The 23,648-nt window shown below is 47.5% G+C and carries 18 protein-coding genes and 3 pseudogenes; 12 read left to right on the top strand and 9 right to left on the bottom strand.

The window, feature by feature from the left end:
- Positions 1–72: 72 nt before the first annotated feature.
- The 8 genes and pseudogenes from ACMUEV_RS29090 to istB (ACMUEV_RS29055) all read left to right on the top strand — a co-directional run bounded on the left by ACMUEV_RS29090 (position 73) and on the right by istB (ACMUEV_RS29055) (position 7,194).
- Positions 73–483, top strand: coding sequence for a hypothetical protein (locus ACMUEV_RS29090; RefSeq protein ID WP_199329719.1), 411 nt, complete (start codon positions 73–75; stop codon positions 481–483).
- Positions 464–1,240 (top strand): hypothetical protein, encoded by a 777-nt coding sequence (locus ACMUEV_RS29085; protein ID WP_199329718.1) that lies wholly within the window; start codon positions 464–466, stop codon positions 1,238–1,240. Before ACMUEV_RS29090 ends, ACMUEV_RS29085 begins: the two co-directional genes overlap by 20 nt.
- Positions 1,241–1,555: 315 nt before the next feature.
- Positions 1,556–2,301, top strand: a protein-coding gene (locus tag ACMUEV_RS29080; protein ID WP_415354656.1) for an IS1 family transposase whose coding sequence is annotated in 2 segments (ribosomal slippage) — positions 1,556–1,811 and positions 1,811–2,301 — 747 coding nt in all. Because the reading frame shifts where the segments join, the coding sequence is not laid out codon by codon here.
- Positions 2,302–2,394: 93 nt separating this feature from the next.
- Positions 2,395–3,363 (top strand): DUF362 domain-containing protein, encoded by a 969-nt coding sequence (locus ACMUEV_RS29075; protein WP_199329183.1) that lies wholly within the window; start codon positions 2,395–2,397, stop codon positions 3,361–3,363.
- 399 nt (positions 3,364–3,762) lie between these two features.
- Complete coding sequence (locus ACMUEV_RS29070; RefSeq protein ID WP_190647058.1) at positions 3,763–3,903, top strand: hypothetical protein; 141 nt, start codon at positions 3,763–3,765, stop codon at positions 3,901–3,903.
- A 31-nt stretch (positions 3,904–3,934) separates the two neighbouring features.
- On the top strand, positions 3,935–4,798 hold the full coding sequence (locus tag ACMUEV_RS29065) for an IS256 family transposase (RefSeq protein WP_415354712.1): 864 nt from the start codon (positions 3,935–3,937) through the stop codon (positions 4,796–4,798).
- Positions 4,799–4,961: 163 nt separating this feature from the next.
- Positions 4,962–6,017: pseudogene (gene istA, locus ACMUEV_RS29060) on the top strand (IS21 family transposase); the annotation flags it as partial.
- A gap of 379 nt (positions 6,018–6,396) precedes the next feature.
- Entirely contained in the window at positions 6,397–7,194 is a 798-nt protein-coding gene (gene istB / locus ACMUEV_RS29055) for an IS21-like element helper ATPase IstB (protein WP_415354657.1), read from the top strand.
- 382 nt (positions 7,195–7,576) lie between these two features.
- On the opposite strand, the gene ACMUEV_RS29050 is transcribed toward istB (ACMUEV_RS29055), so the two are convergent.
- Positions 7,577–8,089 (bottom strand): hypothetical protein, encoded by a 513-nt coding sequence (locus ACMUEV_RS29050; RefSeq protein ID WP_190651124.1) that lies wholly within the window; start codon positions 8,087–8,089, stop codon positions 7,577–7,579.
- Positions 8,090–9,409: 1,320 nt separating this feature from the next.
- On the opposite strand from ACMUEV_RS29050, the gene ACMUEV_RS29045 reads away from it, so the two are divergent.
- Positions 9,410–10,453 (top strand): IS4 family transposase, encoded by a 1,044-nt coding sequence (locus ACMUEV_RS29045; RefSeq protein ID WP_190651121.1) that lies wholly within the window; start codon positions 9,410–9,412, stop codon positions 10,451–10,453.
- A gap of 15 nt (positions 10,454–10,468) precedes the next feature.
- Positions 10,469–10,816, top strand: coding sequence for an IS4 family transposase (locus ACMUEV_RS29040; RefSeq protein ID WP_190651118.1), 348 nt, complete (start codon positions 10,469–10,471; stop codon positions 10,814–10,816).
- 353 nt (positions 10,817–11,169) lie between these two features.
- On the opposite strand, the gene istB (ACMUEV_RS29035) is transcribed toward ACMUEV_RS29040, so the two are convergent.
- Positions 11,170–11,967, bottom strand: a complete 798-nt coding sequence (gene istB / locus ACMUEV_RS29035) for an IS21-like element helper ATPase IstB (protein ID WP_415354657.1) — start codon at positions 11,965–11,967, stop codon at positions 11,170–11,172.
- Between the two features lie 379 nt (positions 11,968–12,346).
- Positions 12,347–13,402: pseudogene (istA, locus tag ACMUEV_RS29030) on the bottom strand (IS21 family transposase); the annotation flags it as partial.
- Positions 13,403–13,823: 421 nt separating this feature from the next.
- Between istA (ACMUEV_RS29030) and ACMUEV_RS29025 the strand changes: the two are divergent.
- A pseudogene (locus ACMUEV_RS29025) lies at positions 13,824–13,982 on the top strand (IS1 family transposase); the annotation flags it as partial.
- Here ACMUEV_RS29025 and ACMUEV_RS29020 read toward each other — a convergent pair.
- From ACMUEV_RS29020 to ACMUEV_RS29010, 3 genes are all read right to left on the bottom strand, one after another.
- Entirely contained in the window at positions 13,939–14,142 is a 204-nt protein-coding gene (locus ACMUEV_RS29020) for a hypothetical protein (protein ID WP_190647057.1), read from the bottom strand. The pseudogene ACMUEV_RS29025 and the gene ACMUEV_RS29020 sit on opposite strands and share 44 nt — an antisense overlap.
- Before the next feature lie 52 nt (positions 14,143–14,194).
- Positions 14,195–14,473 carry an IS1 family transposase gene (locus ACMUEV_RS29015; protein ID WP_190647056.1) on the bottom strand — a complete coding sequence of 93 codons (279 nt, stop codon included), beginning with the start codon at positions 14,471–14,473 and terminating at the stop codon, positions 14,195–14,197.
- Between the two features lie 297 nt (positions 14,474–14,770).
- The gene (locus tag ACMUEV_RS29010) at positions 14,771–17,269 is read right to left on the bottom strand and encodes an NACHT domain-containing protein (RefSeq protein WP_190647055.1); all 2,499 of its coding nucleotides are present in this window, start codon (positions 17,267–17,269) and stop codon (positions 14,771–14,773) included.
- Positions 17,270–18,198: 929 nt separating this feature from the next.
- On the opposite strand from ACMUEV_RS29010, the gene ACMUEV_RS29005 reads away from it, so the two are divergent.
- Positions 18,199–19,098, top strand: a complete 900-nt coding sequence (locus ACMUEV_RS29005; RefSeq protein ID WP_415354616.1) for a transposase — start codon at positions 18,199–18,201, stop codon at positions 19,096–19,098.
- A gap of 228 nt (positions 19,099–19,326) precedes the next feature.
- Here ACMUEV_RS29005 and ACMUEV_RS29000 read toward each other — a convergent pair whose 3' ends face one another.
- The 3 genes from ACMUEV_RS29000 to ACMUEV_RS28990 form a co-directional block, all read right to left on the bottom strand.
- Positions 19,327–20,118, bottom strand: coding sequence for an IS5 family transposase (locus ACMUEV_RS29000; protein WP_415354614.1), 792 nt, complete (start codon positions 20,116–20,118; stop codon positions 19,327–19,329).
- 88 nt (positions 20,119–20,206) lie between these two features.
- Complete coding sequence (locus ACMUEV_RS28995; protein ID WP_190649240.1) at positions 20,207–22,720, bottom strand: EAL domain-containing protein; 2,514 nt, start codon at positions 22,718–22,720, stop codon at positions 20,207–20,209.
- Between the two features lie 126 nt (positions 22,721–22,846).
- Positions 22,847–23,638, bottom strand: coding sequence for a DUF4114 domain-containing protein (locus ACMUEV_RS28990; protein ID WP_190649239.1), 792 nt, complete (start codon positions 23,636–23,638; stop codon positions 22,847–22,849).
- Positions 23,639–23,648: the final 10 nt, after the last annotated feature.

Raw genomic sequence — 23,648 nt, 5'->3', positions numbered from 1 at the left:
CAGATGTTGCAATTGCTCAATTCATGGCTATCATGCACCTACTTTGGATATTTTTGAGCCTTGGGTGCAACGATGACCGAATTGAGTACGAATGACTGGGACAAAATCAATGCGCTGATGACATCTGACCCCTACAGATATGGATTACCCAAGCGGGAGTATGGCTCGGTCGTTCTCGCCTCTTTCAATATTCGTAAGCTGGGTGCGAGAAGACAACGCAGTGAGGCGACCTGGAAGTTTCTTGCCCAAGTCTGCCAGCACTTCGATCTGTTATCTGTGCAAGAGATTATGAACGATCTCGAAGGGTTTGATCGCCTAAAAGAATTGATGGGTTCAGATTATGGTGCTGTGGTTTCGGATGTGACGGGCGCATTTCCGGGTGAGCCGGGATTGGGAGAGCGGTTGGGCTTTCTCTACAACCGATCGCTGGTTGAACGCGGCAATATTGTCTCGGATGCGTCTTATGATCGCACCAAATTGTGATCGCACCAAATTGCTCACCACTTTGATCGAACACAAGGAGGCATTGGAAGCCGCGATCGCACCTCATCTTGATCCTCGGACTGGCAAGATTCGTAAAAGCGCGAAGATTCAGTTACCTGTCTTTTTGACCTTTGTGCGTCAACCCTTCTGCGCCAGCTTTCGTATCTCTGGACATCCTGGGACACTTCCCTACGAATTCATGGCTGTCAATGCTCATCTTTATTTTGGGGACAGCATCAAAGACAGGCGGCAAGAGTTTGATGCGCTGATGAAATGGATTATGGAGCGAGTCAAAGAAGAACAGGGTGCGTTCTCTAGCTACATCCTTTTAGGCGACCTCAATCTGGATTTTGACAATCCAGCACAAGACCGACTGCGAATCGAGGCGCACATTAAAACGTTCAATCAAGCGATGGGCAAAACTGCCAATGTCAACTTTCCCTTCATTGACATTCATCCTCAGCACCAGCAACCATTTCGCACCAATGCCCGTTCCAGTGAGACATTCGATCAGATCGCTCTATTCAGCCGTGAGCCAAGGTTCCCGACCTACAAAGAGAATGCCCTAATGGGGTCGCAAGCTCGTGGTCCTGATTATGGGGTCTTTAATTTCGTGGAATTGTTTCGAGATGCACTCGGTATGCCAGAGATCGAGCAATTGTCAGCCAGCGAGAGGCGATCGTTTTTTGCCAAGTTTGAGCATGAGGTCAGTGACCATTTACCGTTGTGGTTACGTCTACCATTGCCCGATCAATAAGATGACAATGTGGCTGACGGGAAAGCGTTCCGTCAGCATTCAATCCAGATAGAGACGGTTAACGATGAGGCAGTTTCGCTTTTGGCACAGCAAAATTGACCGCAGTACGACTAGACTTTTGACCAGACTTCTTTTTTGATCCCAAAGCGCCTCCAAATTTGCTACACCGGAACGGTAGGCACTTTGTAGGAAAGTGATCATGGCAGCACCAGATGAGTCCACGTCTTATATCAGCCGACGCAAAATTCGGCAGTGTTCTAGATGTGTGGATATATGGCAGAATGAAAACGATGTGTTAGAGGGCTGAGTCTAGAGATGGTCCTAGAACCTGTTCAATGTCCCGATTGCCAGAGTGTGGATGTCGTTAAGCATGGTCGCAGTGCTGCTGGAAAACAACGGTATTGTTGCCGTAACTTAGAGTGTTCCAGACGATCATTTATCTTGAACTTTAGCTATCGAGGACGACTGCCTGAAGTCAAAGCGCAAATCAGTGACATGGCAATCAACGGCAGTGGTATTCGTGATACCGCCAGAGTGTTGAAGATTAGCCCAACGACTGTGATTGAAACGCTGAAAAAAAGTCAAGCCAACTTGAACAAGTAAACACAAGTCTGCTCGAACAGCACCAACCGGATAACACGGCAGTCATGGTCGTCAGAGTCGAGGCGGCGGAGCTGGACGAGATGTGGAGTTTTGTCGAGTCAAAGCAGCATCAACGATGGTTGTGGCACGCGATTGACCATCAAACTGGAAAAGTACTTGCCTATGTGCTAGCCACCCATGAAGACTCAGCTCTTAAGCAACTTCAGCAACTGTTAGCTCCTTTTTCGATTCAGCGGTTTTACACCGATAGTTGGGGAGCTTACTTGCGATTGCTAGATGAGCAGCACCATACGGTTGGCAAAGCCAACACACAGCGCATTGAGCGGAAGCATCTAACTTTGAGAACTCGGATCAAGCGACTTGCCAGAAAGACGATCTGTTTTTCCAAGACTGAGAAGATGCATGATACTGTGATTGGATTATTCATCAACCGTCATGAGTTCGGGCGAGCAGTATAACGTTATGCCCACACATCTAGAACACTACCCAAAATTCTTCGGTTTGCTGGATTAGCAGCGGGAGCCGCTACATTTCCCACTGCTTGTAAAGCCTTGACGACTCCGACTGAAGTGAACAATGCGGCTGAGGCAGCAAATCTTACCAGTGCATCTAAGGGGCAAATGAGTCGGGTTGTCCTGATCAAAACCGAGGATCGCGTCGCCGGAACTCGACGGGCGATCGATTTACTACAACTAGACACGATCGCAGGCAAAACCGTCTTCCTCAAACCCAATTACAACACGGCTGATCCAGCCCCTGCTGCTACCGACACGCGATTACTTGAAGCCTTAATTCAAGAATTCCAGAACGCCAAAGCCGGACAAATTATGATCGGCGATCGCAGCGGTATGGCAAACACACGTGAAGCAATGACAACGAAGGGTGTGTTTCAACTTGCCGATCGCTATGGGGTGAATACGATCGTCCTCGACGAGTTGAACGCTGACGATTGGAAGCTCTTTCCCGCTGAAGGAACTCATTGGAGTCGAGGCTTTGCCTTTGCCCGTCCCATTCTCGATGCAGGAGCGATCGTCAATACCTGCTGTCTAAAAACACATCGCTTTGGCGGACACTTCACTCTATCTCTGAAAAATAGTGTGGGCATGGTCGCGAAATATGTTCCAGGCAACAATTACAACTACATGAGCGAATTGCATTCCTCGCTGCACCAACGCTTGATGATTGCGGAAATCAACAAAGCGTACCAACCTGCGCTTGTGTTGCTTGATGGGGTAGAAGCGCTGGTCAATGGGGGTCCTGAAGCCGGAAAGCAAGTGAAATCGAATGTGATTCTGGCGGGAACAGACCGTGTTGCGGTAGATGTAGTTGCGATCGGCATCCTTCGAGCATTGGGAACGACCGAAGCCGTTTCGCGTGGGTCAGTGTGGCAGCTCGAACAGATTCGCCGTGCTGTCGAACTCGGACTGGGAGCGACTCATCCGGATCAGATCGAAATCATTACGTCAGACACTGCGAGTCAAACAATGGCAGATCGCATTCGTAAACTCATTACAGTTTAATTTAAGGATACCGGAAGAAAAATCTCAGCATTACGGTTCTAGTCATGGAGAAGAGGGAAATTTGCAACTGGAAGTGCAGCGATCGCAAAAGGCAACAGTCATACAATACGATAGAGAAAACCGTCCCAGATAGCCTGATTGATCATTCACGTTCTACAAGAACCCGCAACCCTTAGGAAGCGTATGAACCATTGATCTGCGGAAGACACCGCCTTTCGGTGTCAACAGTTGTCGGTACGGCTAGAGCAATTGGCTCAGATCTTCGAGGAAATGGCACGGCTGAGTTAGGATGAGACGCAGGCAACAGTGCTGGCACGGCTCCGAATAACGGCAGGGCTGTTTCAATGTGAGAGTAGAAAAACTAAACTGAACAGCAACGTTTATTCTGCCCTAATGCTCATGAGTCTGATAGAACATCTGCAACAAATTCCAGAGTTCCGTGCAGCGCGTGGTCAACGGCATGAACTCTGGCTGGTTTTGCTGGGTTATGCTCTGATCTGGTGTATGGAAAATAAGGAGAAAAAAGGCGTATCCTGCTGAAAGACAAAAAAGATCAGATGAGGAATACACCGTGAACAATGATAACTTAATTGCATTCAAAACGCCAGGGACAACAGAAACATTCACAGATGCGCTGACAGAATTAGTGCGACAGGGCGCACAGCAAATTATCGCTCAAGCAGTCGAAGCAGAACTGAGTACATTTCTGAGCCAGTACCAGCAGTTAAGAGATGAACAAGGACGCAAAGCAGTGGTACGCAATGGATATTTACCCGAACGAACAATCGTCACCGGAGTGGGAGAGGTTGCTGTCCAAGTGCCAAAAGTCCGAGATAGAACGGGAAGCGGCATCAAGTTCAATTCGAGCTTACTTCCACCGTACTTGAAACGTTCGCGTTCGGTGGAAGAAGTGTTGCCTTGGTTGTATCTTAAAGGCGTGTCTACAGGCGATTTTAGTGAAGCATTGTCTTCGCTGCTAGGAGCCGATGCTGCCGGGTTGTCATCGAGTACGATTAGCCGCTTGAAAGCGAAATGGATTGAGGAACATGAACAGTGGCAACATCGCAGCTTGAAAGGCAAGCGGTATGTGTATGTCTGGGCAGATGGCATCTACTTCAACATTCGAGCCGAAGATGACCGCTCTTGTATGTTGGTGATCATTGGGGTCAGCGACACGGGACACAAAGAACTGCTGGGACTTGAGTTGGGATTTCGGGAGTCCGAGTTGAATTGGAACAGCTTACTGCTGCGTCTGAAAGACCAGGGCTTAAAAGAACCGCCAGAGCTAGCAATCGGAGACGGAGCATTAGGATTCTGGAAATCTTTACGGCAAGTGTTTCCCACGACGCAAGTTCAGCGTTGCTGGGTGCTATGGCGCGACAATTGTATTGGCTCAACTGACAATTACGTTGCCCACCCCAAATTTTCCAAATAAGAGAACACCTTCTCATTTGCAAACCGGATCAGATCGAGCAGCTTGATTCAGCAATCTTGATCCAACGAGATCTTCAAAGAAAAGACACTAGGATGCGTCCAAACTTGCAATTCGAGACTTCCTAGTGCCCGTATCAATAAAATATCAACAGGTTCAACTGTACATGAACGCGAAACAATCGGGACATTCCCGACAAACCTCGGCAGCCAAAGCTGGGATTTCAAGACGTACCGCCCAGCGGATTGAAAATGGGACGCATCGACCCAAACGCGGACGACCGAGAGATTGGAAAACCCGCAAAGACCCACTCGATGGGCATTGGGAAGCAGACTTGCTTCCGATGCTAGAACGAGAACCTCGCCTACACCCCATCACGTTGTTTGAAACGCTGCAAGAGTTATATCCCGGACAATATGACGACAAACTGAGAACCGTAGAACGACGGGTCAAAGATTGGAAAGCTCAACACGGGAAACCGAAAGAAGTGATGTTCAAGATTCAGCATTCTCCGGGAGTCCTGGGACTGTCTGACTTTACGCACCTCAAGGGTGTCACCGTAACAGTCAGAGGACAAGCGTTTCAGCACATTTTGTATCACTATCGACTGGCGTTTAGTGGGTGGCAATATGTGCAGGTAATTCAGGGTGGGGAGAGCTTTGTGGGCTTATCCCAAGGCTTACAAAATGCGCTGTTTGCCTGTGGAGGAGTGCCCCAGCAACATCGCACCGATAGTCTCAGTGCGGCATATCGCAACACGGGTAGCCGCAATCCGCAATTGACGCAAATGTATGCCGCGATCTGTGACCACTACCGGATGCAACCGACTCGAAACAACCCAGGCGTGGCTCATGAAAACGGTTCCATCGAGTCGTCTCATGGGTACTTCAAACGCCGATTGTGTCAGGCGCTGTACCGTCGAGGCAGCTTTGATTTTGAGAGTGTCGCTCAGTATCAGGTGTTCATCGAATCGGTGATAGCAAAGCTCAATGCCAAGTGCCAGCAAAAATTTGAGCTGGAACGTTCCACTTTGCAAAGCTTACCGCAATATCGGACGGCGGATTATGAGGTTTTAAGTAGTCGAGTCAGTGCCCACAGTACCATCAGTGTGCGTTGCATTCTTTACAGTGTGCCGTCTCGACTGATTGGGCAGCAACTGACATTACATCTCTATCACGACCAGATTGCGGGCTTTGTCGGCACGACTCAAGTCGTTGTGTTGCCTCGTCTTCATGTCCATGGCAGTGCAACGATTCGACGGGCGCGCTGCATCAACTATCGCCATATCGTCGAGAGTCTGCGTCGAAAACCCAGAGCATTTCTGCACTGCCAATGGCAGGAAGACTTACTGCCCGATGCCGACTGGCGCGAACTCTGGCAACAGATGAAACGCGGCACTGATCCCGATACTGCTGCTCGTTGGATGGTTGAGGCCTTGTACATTGCAGCCACTCAAGACCGAGAAGTCGAAGTGGCGAACTATCTCAAAACTGAGCTTGCAGCCGGTACATTCACCCTCTCTCGTCTCCAACATCGATTCAATCTGATGAAATCCCTACCTGTTCCCGAAGTTGCTTCAATGCAACACGCACTATCGAGCTATGACCAACTCTTCCAAACACAGAAACAATCCCCAGTCCCAGTTGAGTCCCTACCAAACCCTGACGACGGTGCTCAAACGCCTCAAGTTGAGCCACTTCCTGTCCGATTGGCAGACGGTCGAACATCAAGCCACTCAGGAGAATTGGAGCTACGCTCAATTCCTCTTAGCACTCGCCGAAGGGGAAGCAACCCGTCGCGACCAGGCTCGGATTGCCCGCGCGCTCACCGAAGCGCAATTGCCTTGCGGAAAATCCTGGTCTAATTTTGAGTTCGCTCATGTTCCTAGTCTCAATCCGGCAGTGGTGATGCAATTTGCCGAATCGACCAGTTGGTTGCAAACTGCCTCCAATATCCTCATCTTTGGACCGAGTGGAACTGGGAAAACACATGTCAGTTCGGCACTAGGGCGTTCCATGATAGAGTTGGGCAAATGGGTGAAGTTCCTGCCTGCCACCACGCTCGTTCAGCAACTTCAGCAAGCAAAACTACAACTGCAATTACCTGCTTTTCTTGTCAAACTCGATAAGTACGATCTGCTGATCATTGACGACTTGGGCTATGTCAAAAAGTCAGAGGCGGAAACCTCGGTGCTGTTTGAGTTGATTGCTCATCGCTATGAACGGCGCAGTCTACTGATTACAGCCAATCAACCTTTCAGCCAGTGGGATAGCATCTTTACGGACTCGATGATGACGGTCGCTGCCATAGATCGCTTAGTCCATCACGCGACCATTCTCGAAATGCAAGCCGAGAGTTTTCGCAAACAAGCCGCAATCTCACGCACTCACACGACTTAATTCAGCACTCCTATCCTGAACTCACTTTACCTTGAGGCTCTGCTTAAAAGTGCAGAAGTTCTTCCGTCCAGCCTGGATTTCAACGATTCAGTTTGACAATTTGTGCTGCTTTTTTGTCCCTGTACTACTCAGCTTGAGTCCATCTTCAGTCCATCCGAGTAGTACAGCATTTTTAGTTGTCGTTTGGAAACGTGATCATCTACACCTTACTTTCAACTTGGATGCGAACACTACCTGATTCCATTGATTTGAAGTTGAATTTTGTAGCAAAAAGGAGGAGAAAATTGATGCTCTAAATGTGCCAATGTAATTGACGGGAGACACCTGGCTTGCAGGCATTTCGACTTCGACGCTTCAGCACAGGATGAGTATTTTGAGTCAGTCACACTCGATGCCGAACAGCCTTCGTCGTGCCATCGATATCAAAGACCATCCATCGCTTGCCACTGCGGTCTGTCACGCCCAATTCTGGGCCGATGGGTGAGTGTTCAAGTAGGGCACTCTCAAAAAGTTCGCGTAAAGCTTCAACGGCATCATTATCGACATCAGCGAGGAATCGACTCAAGGTAGAAGCAACCGGACAATGCTGCCGACCCCAGACTGACATCAGCACAGATGCAACACTACTCAATTGTTCAAAAAATGCTTCTAAACTCGTCAAACCGCTCACCGCATAAGCTAGTAGTAATAGCACAAAGTCGCACACTTCATACTTGCCCATCCGTCCTCGATTCACATGCGCCTGTTGCTGCAAGCGCTCTAGTAATCCACAGTGTTGCCAGTATTGTCCTAGCAGTAAAGCTTCTGCGAACCAAGTTGGAATGGCAGGATTGGCTTGCTCAGTGGTAGTCACTTCTAAACTTGCTACAGTAAGATTAACATTCTTTTCAGACATCGTTGCCTGCCTCCAAGCAGTGCAGTTGATGTCTTTTTCTATCGCATACATTGATCCTTGAAACCGCTTCTAAATCTCGCTCTTAGCTTTTCTTCATGCACTCCTTGCGCATCGCGTGGGCATACTTATCAACTTCAAGACAAGTATTATTGGCTCCTTGGTAGGTCGTGAAATAGTAGGAGGAACTATCTGAATCACGGCGAGAATGCGTGTCCTTGTAAGCGTGAAATTTAACGGCTTAAATCCTGCTGGTAGATTCATTTGGGCGCTGTACGGAGGTAGGAAACACGGCCATCCTCTTTGGTCTTGCCAGCGTTGCTAGTCTTCATGCACGATGTCTCACCTGGGAATTGAGCAATTATCCTGCACAATCATGGTGAAGCGCCTGATTCGTTCCAGGGTTTGCGCTACTTTCTCGGCGATCCAATTCATCACTTGAATGTCGCTTTCCCCACGAAAGTCTCTTGAGCTAGGTCATACTCAAAAGACTAGAACAACTCGCCAGGGCGCTAGCATAACCTGGCTGTAGAATTAAAGAGCTTCTCTCCATCTTATGTTTAATTGATCCCGCCTATTTCTCTAAAAAGAGCGTTTTGACGAAAACACTACGAGAATTCCCATAGAAACCTACTCCGTATAGGCTGGTAATCTTGCTGAAAACTGTAGAAAATAGAACGCTAGCTTTTTCGGATGCCGAAGCTATATACAAGATATGAAAATTGAATCATAGCGATAGGCAGAACTATCTTTAAGGTGCAGGGGGACTATCGCTATTTTTTGTTTCTTTAAGTGGTAGCAAGACTATGAAGCCAGTTTCAAATTCCTCCAAATTACGAGAGCTATTGTGGATGAGCCACACTCCAATGTTTTCTTCAAAACCATCAGCAAGTCATACGCAAATATCAAACTCACTTGCGTTGTTAGGCACAACGTCTATAACAGTAATTTTGGCAATTCTCTGGTTCTATATTCTTCCTAGCTTAAGTACCTTAAGCTCTACATACTCCACTGTTCATCCCACATCTATTCCATGGCTTCAAAGCCAAAAAGACTGCGAAAAAACAGTGAGAATATGGCGAGATGGTGAATGCTGGGATCAAGAACATAATCCTGATTTCTAATCTTCTATATCTTCATCACAGGATTGCTACTATAGCAATCTTAATTGCCCATGAAAAAGTGCTATACATCTCAAGCTTTGGGAAGTAAGCAACCTCCGGCAGAGCCCTGACTATTACCCACAAGTGCGGCTTTCACTGAGGGATAACCAGAGATAAATGTGAGCAGAAATGCTAGCTTTAATCTTTGCACAGGGAGTACATGAGCATCAGCGAGCATAACAAAGAGCAATCCTGGAGTGAATGGGAATTTGCGCAGGTGAATCTGGGCGACCAGCGACTGAACACAAGGTTGAGGAAGCTGGCAGCGGACTTGTCAGCAACTCCAGAAGCGCCCATCAACCAGGCAAGTGAAGATTGGGCAGCCACAAAAGCAGCCTACCGATTCTTTCAGAACGAGAAGGTCATAAGTGAACAAATTCTGAATTCTCATCAAGCTCGAACCGTGGAGCGGATGAAGCAGGAAGCAGTTGTGCTAGCAATTCAAGATACCTCGTATTTGAACTTTTCAACTCACAAACAAACCCAAGGGCTAGGACCGATCGGAGATCGTCGTTCTGCTAGCCTTGGTTTGGTGACACATAACATTCTTGCGGTTACGCCTCAAGGACTGCCTTTGGGATTACTGCATCAAATCGGTTGGGCAAGAGCTGGATACAATCAGCAAAGCGAGCGCGAACGCAAGAACACATCAATTGAGCATAAGGAAAGCTACCGCTGGGTTCAAGGTCTTAAGTTTGTTCAATCATTCAAACCTGAGAACACGAGAGTGATTACACTCTGTGACGGAGAAAGTGACATCTACGAGCTGTTTGTCGCTGCCGAACGTTGTCACTCAGAATTTGTGATTCGGGCTGCTTGGAATCGGCATCTCAAAGACAGCGAATTTCCTCGCTTGTGGGAACAACTGCAAGCACAACCTGTGGCGGGATGCTATCAGATCACGGTGCCGTCGAGCGGCTCTAAACCGGAACGCACCACTACCCTTGCCGTTCGATTTGGAACGGTGACTTTAGCACCCACACAACGCCCGAAACAGTCGTTATTCTATCCGTTGCCGCCGGTAATGCTGGATGCAGTCTATGTGACGGAAGTGGATGCCCCCAATGCCGAAGACCAGATCGAATGGATGCTTTTGACCAATATTGCGGTCAATTCATTCGAGCAGGCACTGGAAAAAGTGGAATGGTACTGTTGTCGCTGGCAGATTGAGGTCTTTCATAAAATTCTTCAGCACGGTTGCTAAGTCGAGCAGTGTCGCTTGCAATCAGCCGAGCGCTTGAATCGATACATCACGTTGATGAGCATTGTGGCATGGCGACTGTTCTGGATGACCTGGATGCAGAGAACTACCCCCACTGCTTCAGCCCGGACGATTTTGACTGAACTTGAGATCCAGACGCTGATGTTGCTGACCCATCACTCCAGCGATGCTCAGCTCTCTGACTTCCGTGTCGCTCAAGCCGTGATAGCGATTGCGAAACTCGGTGGCTTCTTAGCTCGCAAGGGCGATGGAGACCCTGGCCCAACGGTTATCTGGAGGGGATGGTCGGTGCTGCAAAATGCAACTCGGTTCGCCTCTCACCTCTTCCCCCAAACTTGTGGGTAATAGTCAGAGCCGAGCTAGGGGTTTACCGAGTGTCTCCCGTCAATTACATTGGCACATTTAGAGCATCAATTTTCTCCTCCTTTTTGCTACAAAATTCAACTTCAAATCAATGGAATCAGGTAGTGTTCGCATCCAAGTTGAAAGTAAGGTGTAGATGATCACGTTTCCAAACGACAACTAAAAATGCTGTACTACTCGGATGGACTGAAGATGGACTCAAGCTGAGTAGTACAGGGACAAAAAAGCAGCACAAATTGTCAAACTGAATCGTTGAAATCCAGGCTGGACGGAAGAACTTCTGCACTTTTAAGCAGAGCCTCAAGGTAAAGTGAGTTCAGGATAGGAGTGCTGAATTAAGTCGTGTGAGTGCGTGAGATTGCGGCTTGTTTGCGAAAACTCTCGGCTTGCATTTCGAGAATGGTCGCGTGATGGACTAAGCGATCTATGGCAGCGACCGTCATCATCGAGTCCGTAAAGATGCTATCCCACTGGCTGAAAGGTTGATTGGCTGTAATCAGTAGACTGCGCCGTTCATAGCGATGAGCAATCAACTCAAACAGCACCGAGGTTTCCGCCTCTGACTTTTTGACATAGCCCAAGTCGTCAATGATCAGCAGATCGTACTTATCGAGTTTGACAAGAAAAGCAGGTAATTGCAGTTGTAGTTTTGCTTGCTGAAGTTGCTGAACGAGCGTGGTGGCAGGCAGGAACTTCACCCATTTGCCCAACTCTATCATGGAACGCCCTAGTGCCGAACTGACATGTGTTTTCCCAGTTCCACTCGGTCCAAAGATGAGGATATTGGAGGCAGTTTGCAACCAACTGGTCGATTCGGCAAATTGCATCACCACTGCCGGATTGAGACTAGGAACATGAGCGAACTCAAAATTAGACCAGGATTTTCCGCAAGGCAATTGCGCTTCGGTGAGCGCGCGGGCAATCCGAGCCTGGTCGCGACGGGTTGCTTCCCCTTCGGCGAGTGCTAAGAGGAATTGAGCGTAGCTCCAATTCTCCTGAGTGGCTTGATGTTCGACCGTCTGCCAATCGGACAGGAAGTGGCTCAACTTGAGGCGTTTGAGCACCGTCGTCAGGGTTTGGTAGGGACTCAACTGGGACTGGGGATTGTTTCTGTGTTTGGAAGAGTTGGTCATAGCTCGATAGTGCGTGTTGCATTGAAGCAACTTCGGGAACAGGTAGGGATTTCATCAGATTGAATCGATGTTGGAGACGAGAGAGGGTGAATGTACCGGCTGCAAGCTCAGTTTTGAGATAGTTCGCCACTTCGACTTCTCGGTCTTGAGTGGCTGCAATGTACAAGGCCTCAACCATCCAACGAGCAGCAGTATCGGGATCAGTGCCGCGTTTCATCTGTTGCCAGAGTTCGCGCCAGTCGGCATCGGGCAGTAAGTCTTCCTGCCATTGGCAGTGCAGAAATGCTCTGGGTTTTCGACGCAGACTCTCGACGATATGGCGATAGTTGATGCAGCGCGCCCGTCGAATCGTTGCACTGCCATGGACATGAAGACGAGGCAACACAACGACTTGAGTCGTGCCGACAAAGCCCGCAATCTGGTCGTGATAGAGATGTAATGTCAGTTGCTGCCCAATCAGTCGAGACGGCACACTGTAAAGAATGCAACGCACACTGATGGTACTGTGGGCACTGACTCGACTACTTAAAACCTCATAATCCGCCGTCCGATATTGCGGTAAGCTTTGCAAAGTGGAACGTTCCAGCTCAAATTTTTGCTGGCACTTGGCATTGAGCTTTGCTATCACCGATTCGATGAACACCTGATACTGAGCGACACTCTCAAAATCAAAGCTGCCTCGACGGTACAGCGCCTGACACAATCGGCGTTTGAAGTACCCATGAGACGACTCGATGGAACCGTTTTCATGAGCCACGCCTGGGTTGTTTCGAGTCGGTTGCATCCGGTAGTGGTCACAGATCGCGGCATACATTTGCGTCAATTGCGGATTGCGGCTACCCGTGTTGCGATATGCCGCACTGAGACTATCGGTGCGATGTTGCTGGGGCACTCCTCCACAGGCAAACAGCGCATTTTGTAAGCCTTGGGATAAGCCCACAAAGCTCTCCCCACCCTGAATTACCTGCACATATTGCCACCCACTAAACGCCAGTCGATAGTGATACAAAATGTGCTGAAACGCTTGTCCTCTGACTGTTACGGTGACACCCTTGAGGTGCGTAAAGTCAGACAGTCCCAGGACTCCCGGAGAATGCTGAATCTTGAACATCACTTCTTTCGGTTTCCCGTGTTGAGCTTTCCAATCTTTGACCCGTCGTTCTACGGTTCTCAGTTTGTCGTCATATTGTCCGGGATATAACTCTTGCAGCGTTTCAAACAACGTGATGGGGTGTAGGCGAGGTTCTCGTTCTAGCATCGGAAGCAAGTCTGCTTCCCAATGCCCATCGAGTGGGTCTTTGCGGGTTTTCCAATCTCTCGGTCGTCCGCGTTTGGGTCGATGCGTCCCATTTTCAATCCGCTGGGCGGTACGTCTTGAAATCCCAGCTTTGGCTGCCGAGGTTTGTCGGGAATGTCCCGATTGTTTCGCGTTCATGTACAGTTGAACCTGTTGATATTTTATTGATACGGGCACTAGGAAGTCTCGAATTGCAAGTTTGGACGCATCCTAGTGTCTTTTCTTTGAAGATCTCGTTGGATCAAGATTGCTGAATCAAGCTGCTCGATCTGATCCGGTTTGCAAATGAGAAGGTGTTCTCTTATTTGGAAAATTTGGGGTGGGCAACGTAATTGTCAGTTGAGCCAATACAATTGTCGCGCCATACACTAGGAAGTCTCGAATTGCAAGTTTGGACGCATCCTAGTGTCTTTTCTTTGAAGATCTCGTTGGATCAAGATTGCTGAATCAAGCTGCTCGATCTGATCCGGTTTGCAAATGAGAAGGTGTTCTCTTATTTGGAAAATTTGGGGTGGGCAACGTAATTGTCAGTTGAGCCAATACAATTGTCGCGCCATAGGAAGGAGAAAATAGTCGGTTACGGCACTATCTGGCTCGACTGCACCGCAAAACATTTTGCTATTCCAAGTCAAAGGAGATGTTGCGCTATTCGATTCGGTTGCTGTTGCACTATCTCAAGCTGGGAACGGTTCCGATTCCTGGGTCACCATCCTATTAATGTGCAACGCCTGTTGCAATCGGTCGAGTGGTCCAGTGGTGCGCCAGTATTCTCCCAACAACAGCACTTCTGCTAACCAAGGCGGTGTAGCGGGATTGTCATCTGGATGACTCGTCAGTTCAATCCCGGCTTCGGTCGAATTGAGCATGATTTCGGACATTGTAGCTTGCCTCCATGCTTCTGAATATCGCTACCTCCTTTTTCTGGCGATCTCACTCTGATCCGCTCATCGACAGCAATCCAGCGTTACACTTTGTATCTCGTTGCGCATCTCGTGGGTGTGCCAATGTAATTGACGGGAGACAACTGCCTTCACTGTGGGTTTGTAGCACTTGCCGAATTTGCTCTGGACTCACATGACGGCGGTAGTAAAGACTGTCAAAGTTCTCCAAAAACGTTTGATTGCAAGCAGGACACAGATAGCGCTGATGACCGTTGGGCATCTTGCCATGTTTATAAGCTTTAGCGTGACCGCATAGAGGACATTCCATCGATTGGCTTCCTGTGAAGATCCACCTCTACTCTACCAACCCCACATTAATTTAATGCACTATCAACAAGCGAAAGTCACGACTCGGTTAGTCGTGAGCTACTTTAACTAGATCTGGCAGCATAGCTGCTTCAAATCCACCGCAGCACAACGAGCAGGATGAACATCGCGAGCTTGGGCTTGGTACGATATTTCTACCTATCCCACATTAGTTTGACGCACTATCTCTAATTGTTTGGGGATTCTTAAAGATACAATACTTCTCTAAGAATTTACTTTCCTCCTTCAGTTCTAGCAGTTAACCAGCCCGAGAAGAGAAAATCTGAAGATCAACTCGGCGCAGTTCCCGCAGTGATAACAGTTTTGCTTTAAAGGTTTTCTGGAATTCACTAGAAAGGGAATTGGCTCGATGTAGACAATCAACTAAAAATACATTAGCCCAGTAATAGGACTTGAGTTGATGTTGTTCTGACGTAAATTTCCACTCGCAACCCAGATCACAGATTTGCATCAATAACTCTCTCAGTTGTTCTGCCCAGATAATCCCCTGAGTTCGACACCACAGTTCTAGCTGGATTGGTTGTTGTTCAGCCGCTCGGAAAACTTCCCTAGCCTGGTTGAAGGCTACATAGATAGACGGCTCTAATAACGGATGCTTCAGGTTCAGCATGGAAGAGATGCACTGTGCTTGTTGCGGTTCTGGAGACTCTAGAAATTGATCAATATTGTGCGAAAGCTGACTTAGTCTTGCTTCTAATGCCAAGTTTGGAGGGAGTTTAGTGAGTAGACTTCCATCCAACTTGGTGGCAAGAACGAATTCCAAATCCTGGTTGCAACTGTAGTAAAAGGCACGTAATGCACTCATGGAATGCGAGGAAGAAGAGAGCGCAGAGGCTTTTTGATCGAGCCATTGCAAGAACGATCGCAGATTTACGTTGGATTGAACTGAGCGATCGACCTGTTGTTTCAGTAACTCTAACAGCAACTCACTATTCGACAATAAATCAATCGTCAGAAGAATGACATCGTGCCACCGTGAGTCGAAAACATGACTTGCCAAATGGTAGAAAGGATGCTGAGTTTTCCAGCGACTCCGCTGAAGTTTCTGAGCGAGAGAAGGCAGTAATTCTGGATAGCAAGATGAACTTGAATCGATAGTAGACGGAGGAAGTTTCGTTCGGGTCTGTGCAAAAATTCGTCGTGCTGTGAGATATTCTTGCAAGGCGAGATGAGAAAAAGAATAAACTTCGTGAGCTTGCTCTACCAATAATCCTGTGTTAACCGTGAGGGTTCTGAGGATAGCTTCACTTTCTAACAACAGTGCTTCATAGCTCGAAGAGACTTCTGGCAATTGTATTAAGTAATCGAAGATCGCAGAGAGAATGTCTTTTTTCTCAAAAAAGTACTGTCCTACCTCAAAGCGAAGTTCAGCAATCTGGCTCAAAAGAGTCATGTAGTCAGCCAGCTCTAGTGGCACTGAACTGGCTTCTCGATCGATGTTTCGTAAGCGATCCCAACGGAACAGCAGTAATTCCAAAATCGTTTGATATAGGCGCGATCGCCGTGTGGGAAATAGTTGTTGTTCCCGGAAGACCCAACAGAGCACATGCAAAAGCAGGGGAGTTTTGGCAATGTCGTGTAAGCGATAATTGTGAGGCTGTAATAGATGGTCTACAAACTGTTGGGCAATCTCTGCACTATCTTGGCGATCAGTATCAAACGCAGCAAACCATTTTTGAACAAAGCATTGTATCTGACCGTCGCTGAGATCGGCTAACTCCACCGCCATAAATCCTCGATAGCAAATATCGGGAACTCCTAAGCGACAAGTCAGCACGATGCGATTGTTAGGATAAGTCTCAGCAAAGTCCTGCACAGCACTATGAAGACAGTTGCGATCGTTCTGTGAAAGCTCGTCTAAACCATCCAACAATACAATGATTCTGCCTTCGCGAAGAATCTGTTGGAATGCGGGAAAACGCAGACCTGTTTCTTGGCACTGTTGAAATAAAAAGCTTTCTATACCCTCATGCGGTAACCGACTGAGTTCAGCAGTGAACCGCCGCAAGGGAATGAAAAAGGGAACTCGCGCCAAAGCATCCTCGTATGTGAGGTGTTGTAATGCGAGAGATTGTAATAACGTAGTTTTACCAGACCCAGGCTTGCCATAAATTAAGAGATGAGGAGATTCAGCGAGGAGATCTTGGGCTCTCCGTTTCAGATCTCGAGTAGAGTCCTGAAGCTGATTCGTATTTCTTGGAGAATGACACTGCTGAGAATTCGATAGATGACGAATATAAAGCTGTTGGAGTTCGGTAGCTTCTACCCAACGATGGCAGGTTAAAGCAGGCAATAATGAGAGATCAGTATAGAGCTGTTCTAGCGGCTTCTCGCCATTAAATATGGTGTGCAGTGAACTACAGCGTTGCTGAGTCCGATCGTACAATTTTTCCTGTAACCACTGCCAGTTTTGAAATTCGTCTATTTCTATCGGCTCTTGAGTTATTTCTAGAGGTGTATGAGTAGAGGAGATCTCTTCCTGAGCGATCGGTTGCACGTCTGGAGCATCCCAACTTGGCAGGTCAGCAATCTCTTGCCAATCGAGATCTAACTGAAAACAAATATCAATAAACAAATGTCGCTCGATTGGACGACCCGAGAAAAATTTCCAGACTGACTGACGAGTCTGCAGCCCGACTGCACTCGCTAAATATTCCTGCGTCCATTCACGCCGTTCAAAGGCACGCTTTGCTCTTGTGATGCCAGCACTGGATGCTTTGAGTGATCGCTTTGCCATAGGTTCTCCTTTATCTGTTCATTGCTAAGGTTCATCGCTGTATTAACTTAGAAACAGCTCTTGGATTAGAAGTGAGGTTGGATTCCCTTTGCTTAACAAAGGTCGAGCTCAATTGATACAGATGAATTAATCGCAACAAGGAACACCGCGAGGAGTCAGAGAAATATCACGATATCGCGATCGCACTACCCTAGGAATAGGTATTGTACTACCGATTCAATCGTGTTTTTAGTCCTCATGAAGATGTAGGGCGTTGGCACTTAATTCTCCTTCCATACAATTGACTTTATAATCCGGAAAATCATTAAAAAGATCAAATGAAAGTTGAAAATTTTATTGATATCTTTGCTAGCTTAAAAAAGTAAAAAATACAGGAAGCGAAATTTCAGTAATTTCTCTCAAGTCATTGATAAATATTCAGTGGTAAGTAAAAAGTGGAGTTAAATATAAGCTGACAATATGAGATAGAAAAGCAGTTTAACTAATATTTATCAAAGGTACCTACTCCCTTTCAGACTAAGCTCAATGCTGAAAGCAGATCAGGTGTTCGGTTAGCTTTGGGTTGCTCAAACTGTTCCACAATAAATATGAATTAAATGTGAAATTGAATGTGAAATTATGCTCATTTATAGCGTCTAAACATGCTGTAAATCGATAGTGTATATTTTATTGATTGAATAAGTAGTCTGAATAGAGAATAATGTTAGCTACAAGTAAAAAACTACTAATACAAATTTGCTTGTTTTTTAGTTTGTAATTCCTATTTAATTCGTCAAACTCTTTAGAATAAACGCGAATGTTTTGAGGGATTTTGTAAAGTACAATTCCTCAAAACATTCGGCACAGGATTCATTGACAATAGACGTATTCAAAAATTAAATTAGGCAGAAAAAAGATGGTAAAACGGAATTTTTACCGCTCACCATCCCATGAAAAATCTATTTCATTATATCCAGACTTCTCCGCATCGCAGTCGCTCCCTTTTGGGAATTGAATATGAGCAATTGTCCTCGTTAATCAGCTATCTGCAACAGTTAGAAGCGGAATCCATTGCCCAACAGGATGCTCGCAAGATTCGAGTCAATGCTGCTGGCGCAGGTCGTCCCACCATGTTGAGGACTGAAACCGAGATCCTGCTGTGCTTGTACTACTTGCGACACTATCCGACCTTTGAAATTTTAGGTTTAACGTTTGAGGTGAGTTCGAGTCAAGCTCATGCCGTGACGCACTATTGGGTGGAGTTTTTGCGTCAAGCGCTGCCTGCGAGTCTGTGTGAGGAATTTGAGGATTGCGAGGCAGCTTGGTCAGTGATCACCGAGATGCTGGTGGAGTGGGAGTTGATTGTCGATAGCACTGAGCAGGTGCGTCAACGTCCGGGTGACTCAGACCTCCAGAAGCAACACTACTCTGGCAAAAAGAAGCAGACGACCTATAAACAATCGGTGATTGGCTTGCCCGATGGCAGCGATATTGTTGATGCCATCGTTGCTCATCCCGGTCCGAGTGCGGATGTCACCTTATTTCGGCAACAACAATCGCGGTTTCGCACCCAGCAGACCTTTGCGGGGGATAAAGCGTATCAAGGGGCAGACCGTACTCGCACCCCGCACAAGAAGCCCAAAGGACGTGAACTCAGTGAAGCTCAAACCGAAGCCAATCGCATTTTTGCAGGCGAACGGATTGTGATTGAACATCTGATGCGTCATCTGAAAATCTTCCGCGCTGCCAAAGAGGTGATGCGGTTGAGAAAAGACCATTATGCAGAGGTAATCCTAGCCATTTGTGGATTAGTGCCACTGCGATTAGGGGCGATTGAACTGCCTGTTTAAACAAGTAGGAAAAACTGGAGGTGATGCCAATGTAAGTCTTCAATCTTGAGAGTTCATTTCTAATAGAAACTGCCGCAAACCCGCAGGATTGCGTTCAGTAACTATCCTGGTAAGATCGCCCTCAAATTCAGGAGCAGTAACGCTTGTAAATTTCTGGAAAGGTCTAATGGCTGTTCATGAATCGTTGATGGCTAAGAGGGTGTTTTAAAAGTCGGAGTCGGTCAAATTTTATGCCAATCTCCTAACCATGATCCGAATCATTGCTAAGTAAATCCAAGTCTCTGAAGTTTCTGGAAGTAACTCATAATCCCGAACTAAGCGACGACAGTGCATCAGCCAGCCCAGAGTTCGTTCCACCACCCATCGCTTTTTGAGCAGGACAAAGCCTTTGGTTTGTTCCGGGCGTAAGACCACTTGGACAATCCAACGACAGATGGTGACCACCCAGTGCATAAAGGGAAAGCCATCGAAGCCGCCATCCACCCAAATCGTGTGTAGACGAGACACGGCTTTCCCGCGTTGTCGCACCCGCTGGAGAACAGTTTTGCCGCCGGCGCGTTCTGGGGTGCTGGCAGCAGTGACAAAGACCCGTAAGATCAATCCCAGCGTATCGACCGTGATGAATCGCTTGCGCCCTTTGATCACCTTACCTGCATCAAATCCGATTGCTGCATGCACTCCTGCCGCACTTTTCACGCTTTGGCTATCGACAATTGCTTCAGATGGGCTCGGAGAGCGCCCGACTTCGATGCGGATGCAGCGATAGAGACGGTCGTGAATGCTCAACCAGGTTCCATCCTTACGCCAATTACGAAAGTAAGTGTAGACCGTTTGCCAAGCTGGAAAATCTCCAGGTAACGCTCGCCACCGCACTCCTTCGACTAAAACATAAAAAATTGCATTGAGAATGTCCCATAAGTCTACTTCTCGCGGTCGTCCCCCTGGTTTTGCATCAGGTAGCAGGTCGCTCAACAATTCATATTGGGCAGGAGTGAGGTTACTGGGATACGATTTACTCATGTAGCTCTCTCGGTGCTGTGCTTTTACGTATTTACAGCTTATGACCGGAGAGCTTTTTTACAGCCTCAATTGTCTTTTAAAACATCCTCTAACTGAGCAATCTGTTTAAGCGCTGACGTAGAACAGCCCAGTTAATGGGTTTTGTAATGTAGTCCGTTGCACCAGAATCAAAAGCGCGATCGACCGACGTAGAATCATCCAAGGCAGTGATCATCAGAATGGGAACGGGTTGAACTGCGATCGCTCCATCATTCGATGAGTTTTGTAAATACCGCAGTTGTTGACAGCACTGAAATCCATCCATATCCGGCATCAGTGCATCCAGTAGAATCAAGTTCGGTTGATGGGTTTGAAAGAGTGAGATTGCTTCTTCCGCATTTTTGGCTTCAATGACTCGATACCCTTCTTTTGCAATGATGCCTTTCAGAATGGAGCGCATGGAGCGATCATCATCGACAACCAGAACCAGGGAGGCATTTTGAGACGAGGGAGAAAGCATCATTTCTGTAGTGGAAGCGTCGGGCACAGTAGAGAGGCCGCTTTGTAAGGAATCCACCACCACACTTGCACTCTCAGCATCGACTGGTGGAGAAAAGAGGAATCCTTGCCCATATTGGAGACCAATTTCCTTGACTCGTTGGAGTTGCTCTTCTGTTTCAATTCCTTTTGCGATCGCAAGCATGTTTAGATCCTTCGCTAAGATGACAATCGTTTCTAGTAGATTCGACAAGCCCTTATCTGGCCCAATACGTCCGATTAAAGATGGGGCAATCTTCAGAGCAGCAACTGGAAAACGATGGAGATAATCCAGGCTTGTGTAGCTTTCTCCAAAGTTGTCAATGCAAACCGGAATTTGGCGAATTTGCAATTGGAGTAGAATAGAAGTAGTCGCAGCAGCATCTTCCATCGCAACTTGATCGTCAACTTCTAGCATCAGGCAAGAGGTTGGAAGTTGGTAAGTTGCCAAAGCACGATCAATTTGAGGAATTAAGTCTGGGTGGAAAAACTGACGGCTACTTAAATTAATGCAGAGCTTGAGATCGTAATTACTCTGCGATCTCCACAATTGTAGCTGCCGGCAAGCTTCCTCTAAAAGCCACCATCCGAGGGAAATAATCAATCCGGTTTCTTCGGCAGCCGGAACAAATTCTGCTGGGCAAATCAGCCCACGGGTTGGATGTTGCCAGCGAACCACGGCTTCTAAGCCCCAAATTTTGCCGCTCCGTAGGTCTAAAACGGGTTGGTAGTAGACCCGAAACTCAGATTGATTCAGAGCATCAGACAGATCGGCATTCTTGACCACTGCGCGGCGCAAAATCCGGTAGTATTGTTGGCTAATCGCGAAGGGAGTAAAGTATTCCTGAATGTAGCGATACCCTGATTGTCCCATGCGCTGGGTCATTTCTGGATCTTTGGCAAGATACCGAATAAAGCCTGCGAGCCCTTTGCTGTCCCCATTGTTGATAGCAGCACCACAGTTTGCATCTGCCACTAGCGATCGCAGATAAGAATGCTTTTCACAAATAATCGCCACTGGGCGACCTGCCGATAATGCGGAGTAGAATTTACTAGGCGCGACTAATCCTTCCATGCCCGTATCTACGCTCACTAACGACAAATCACATGCGGTTAGGGATTGAGGCAGCAAGGATTTGTCTTGGTAGGGCAAAAACCGACAATTGGTTAGCTTCAATGCTTTGATCTGCTCCATTACGGCTGCTTGTTTGGGGCCTCCACCAATGAACAAGAATTCCACAGGTTCATTTTTTAGCTCGATCGCAGCGCCCAATATGGTATCCATATCGTGGCAGCGTCCCATGTTGCCTGAATACAGTACCGTGAAGGTATCGACAAGCTGATGTTCTTGAGCAAAGGCATTTGTGCATTTGGCGATCGGTTTGATCCAAGTTGGATCGGCCCAGTTATGAATGATCGTGATTTTATCTGCGACTTCTGGCACTTTTGCCACAATGCGATCGCGCATCGTATGGCAAGGAACAACGATGGCATCAGCGGCATTCCACACCCGACGATTCACAGCATCCCAAAACCGAATCAGCCAATGATTTTGGGACAAAACGCGCAGTTCGACTGCGACTTCGGGATAGAGATCATACACCAGCGTCACGAATGGGATGTTGAACAGTAGCTTCAACATCCAGCCAATTACTTGCAAAAATGGTGGTTCACTGGTTAGCAGCAAGACATTGCCGCGATGCTCTGGCTTGAGCAAGTGCCAGATGGCATGAGCGCAAAACGCCAAACTGCTTACAGTCCGACCTGCCCACTTTCGAGAACCCCCTCTTAGAAAACGCGATCGCCGCACCAATACCTTGTCCATCCACTCAGTATCAGGTGCCGTTTGAGTATCAAACGCATAGCTCGGCTGTCCCGTAAAGACTTGTACCTCAATTCCCTGCTTCGACAAGTTCTGAGCAAGTTCATCCATAAATTGCCCTGTGGCAGCAAAATCCGGGGGATAGAACTGAGTCACGAGCGTCAGTTGCACCTCTGCGGTCGATCGCGAAGGCTGTTCTGGTTGAAATAGCTGTCTCAACCGACGAAGAAAATTTTGTCCGAAAGCAGTGAAAAATCGCAACATAATTGTCAATCTGTGAAAGCACAATCCAATACGGTTAACAGCAAATACACCCGGTAACTGGCAGCGGTTCTGAATAATGGTGAAATTTAGCCAATGATTCAACTTGCTTGCAGGCAACTCTGATGATTAGCGCTGTGTAGTCCGCTGAGCAGAAATCCAACGGCTCCAAAGTTTATGTCCTAGAAGTGCAGCAATCAGGATGAGTCCGATACTACTATGCATTTCAAAAGGAACTGGGACAGGTTGAGCGTTTTTGAGACTGATGGTCGAATCCTGTCCCAGGTTAGCCGAACTGAAAATTTGATTGAAGTTTTCCAGACCTAAATCCAGAACAAGCAGTCCATCATTAAAGTCATTGTCACTGCCAGCACCTGCAATGTCTTCATACCCAAGGATAAATACGGGAACGTTTGCTTTCGGATCTGCATAAGCAAGCCAGAAAACAGGACTGCTTGGATTGTAAGGACTAACAGGATTAGTCTGAGAATCGGTACTGAGCGGCGTAGCACCAGGATTTACGACTCCATTGGGAATAACAGAGAAGTTGATCTGAGTTCCAGCGCTCAGTTCGGAGAGCTGAACCCAGTCTCCCCGTCTTAGAGGGGCATTAGCCGAGGACAAGACACTGTCAATACCAGACAGATCAGAAAAGACAGTTGCTTCGCCTAGCGTATTTCCAGTTGCCGAGATCTGAATCGGAGAGCGATACCCGGCTCCTTCATTCAGAAAGGCGATACGGGGAGCATAATCGCTGCTCAAAAAGAGCTTGCTACTGTCAACCAGCCAGAGGTTACTGGACGAGAGATTGACGGCAACCCGCTCTTGGGTTGCCAAATTATCGTATTTAGTCAGATCGAACCAAGTTGAACCCGGCACATAGTGCTGAATAGGGCCAACAGAAATTGTAGTTGAAGTCACAGAATAATCT

Source organism: Leptolyngbya sp. FACHB-1624, from assembly GCF_047649235.1.
Taxonomy (GTDB): domain Bacteria; phylum Cyanobacteriota; class Cyanobacteriia; order Leptolyngbyales; family Leptolyngbyaceae; genus Leptolyngbya; species Leptolyngbya boryana.
Note: the sequence above shows the minus strand (reverse complement) of the source record. Positions and strands in the feature narration are given on the sequence as shown.

What these genes read in the sequence shown, in the direction of transcription:
- ACMUEV_RS29005 (WP_415354616.1), top strand. Translation starts at nt 18,199, where the DNA reads ATGAAAAATCTATTTCATTATATCCAGACTTCTCCGCATCGCAGTCGC.
- istB (WP_415354657.1), top strand. Translation starts at nt 6,397, where the DNA reads ATGACCAACTCTTCCAAACACAGAAACAATCCCCAGTCCCAGTTGAGT.
- ACMUEV_RS28995 (WP_190649240.1), bottom strand. Translation starts at nt 22,720, where the DNA reads ATGTTGCGATTTTTCACTGCTTTCGGACAAAATTTTCTTCGTCGGTTG.
- ACMUEV_RS29045 (WP_190651121.1), top strand. Translation starts at nt 9,410, where the DNA reads ATGAGCATCAGCGAGCATAACAAAGAGCAATCCTGGAGTGAATGGGAA.
- ACMUEV_RS29070 (WP_190647058.1), top strand. Translation starts at nt 3,763, where the DNA reads ATGAGTCTGATAGAACATCTGCAACAAATTCCAGAGTTCCGTGCAGCG.
- ACMUEV_RS29020 (WP_190647057.1), bottom strand. Translation starts at nt 14,142, where the DNA reads ATGTCCGAAATCATGCTCAATTCGACCGAAGCCGGGATTGAACTGACG.
- ACMUEV_RS29000 (WP_415354614.1), bottom strand. Translation starts at nt 20,118, where the DNA reads ATGAGTAAATCGTATCCCAGTAACCTCACTCCTGCCCAATATGAATTG.
- ACMUEV_RS29050 (WP_190651124.1), bottom strand. Translation starts at nt 8,089, where the DNA reads ATGTCTGAAAAGAATGTTAATCTTACTGTAGCAAGTTTAGAAGTGACT.
- ACMUEV_RS29010 (WP_190647055.1), bottom strand. Translation starts at nt 17,269, where the DNA reads ATGGCAAAGCGATCACTCAAAGCATCCAGTGCTGGCATCACAAGAGCA.
- ACMUEV_RS29015 (WP_190647056.1), bottom strand. Translation starts at nt 14,473, where the DNA reads ATGGAATGTCCTCTATGCGGTCACGCTAAAGCTTATAAACATGGCAAG.
- ACMUEV_RS29085 (WP_199329718.1), top strand. Translation starts at nt 464, where the DNA reads ATGATCGCACCAAATTGTGATCGCACCAAATTGCTCACCACTTTGATC.
- istB (WP_415354657.1), bottom strand. Translation starts at nt 11,967, where the DNA reads ATGACCAACTCTTCCAAACACAGAAACAATCCCCAGTCCCAGTTGAGT.
- ACMUEV_RS29090 (WP_199329719.1), top strand. Translation starts at nt 73, where the DNA reads ATGACCGAATTGAGTACGAATGACTGGGACAAAATCAATGCGCTGATG.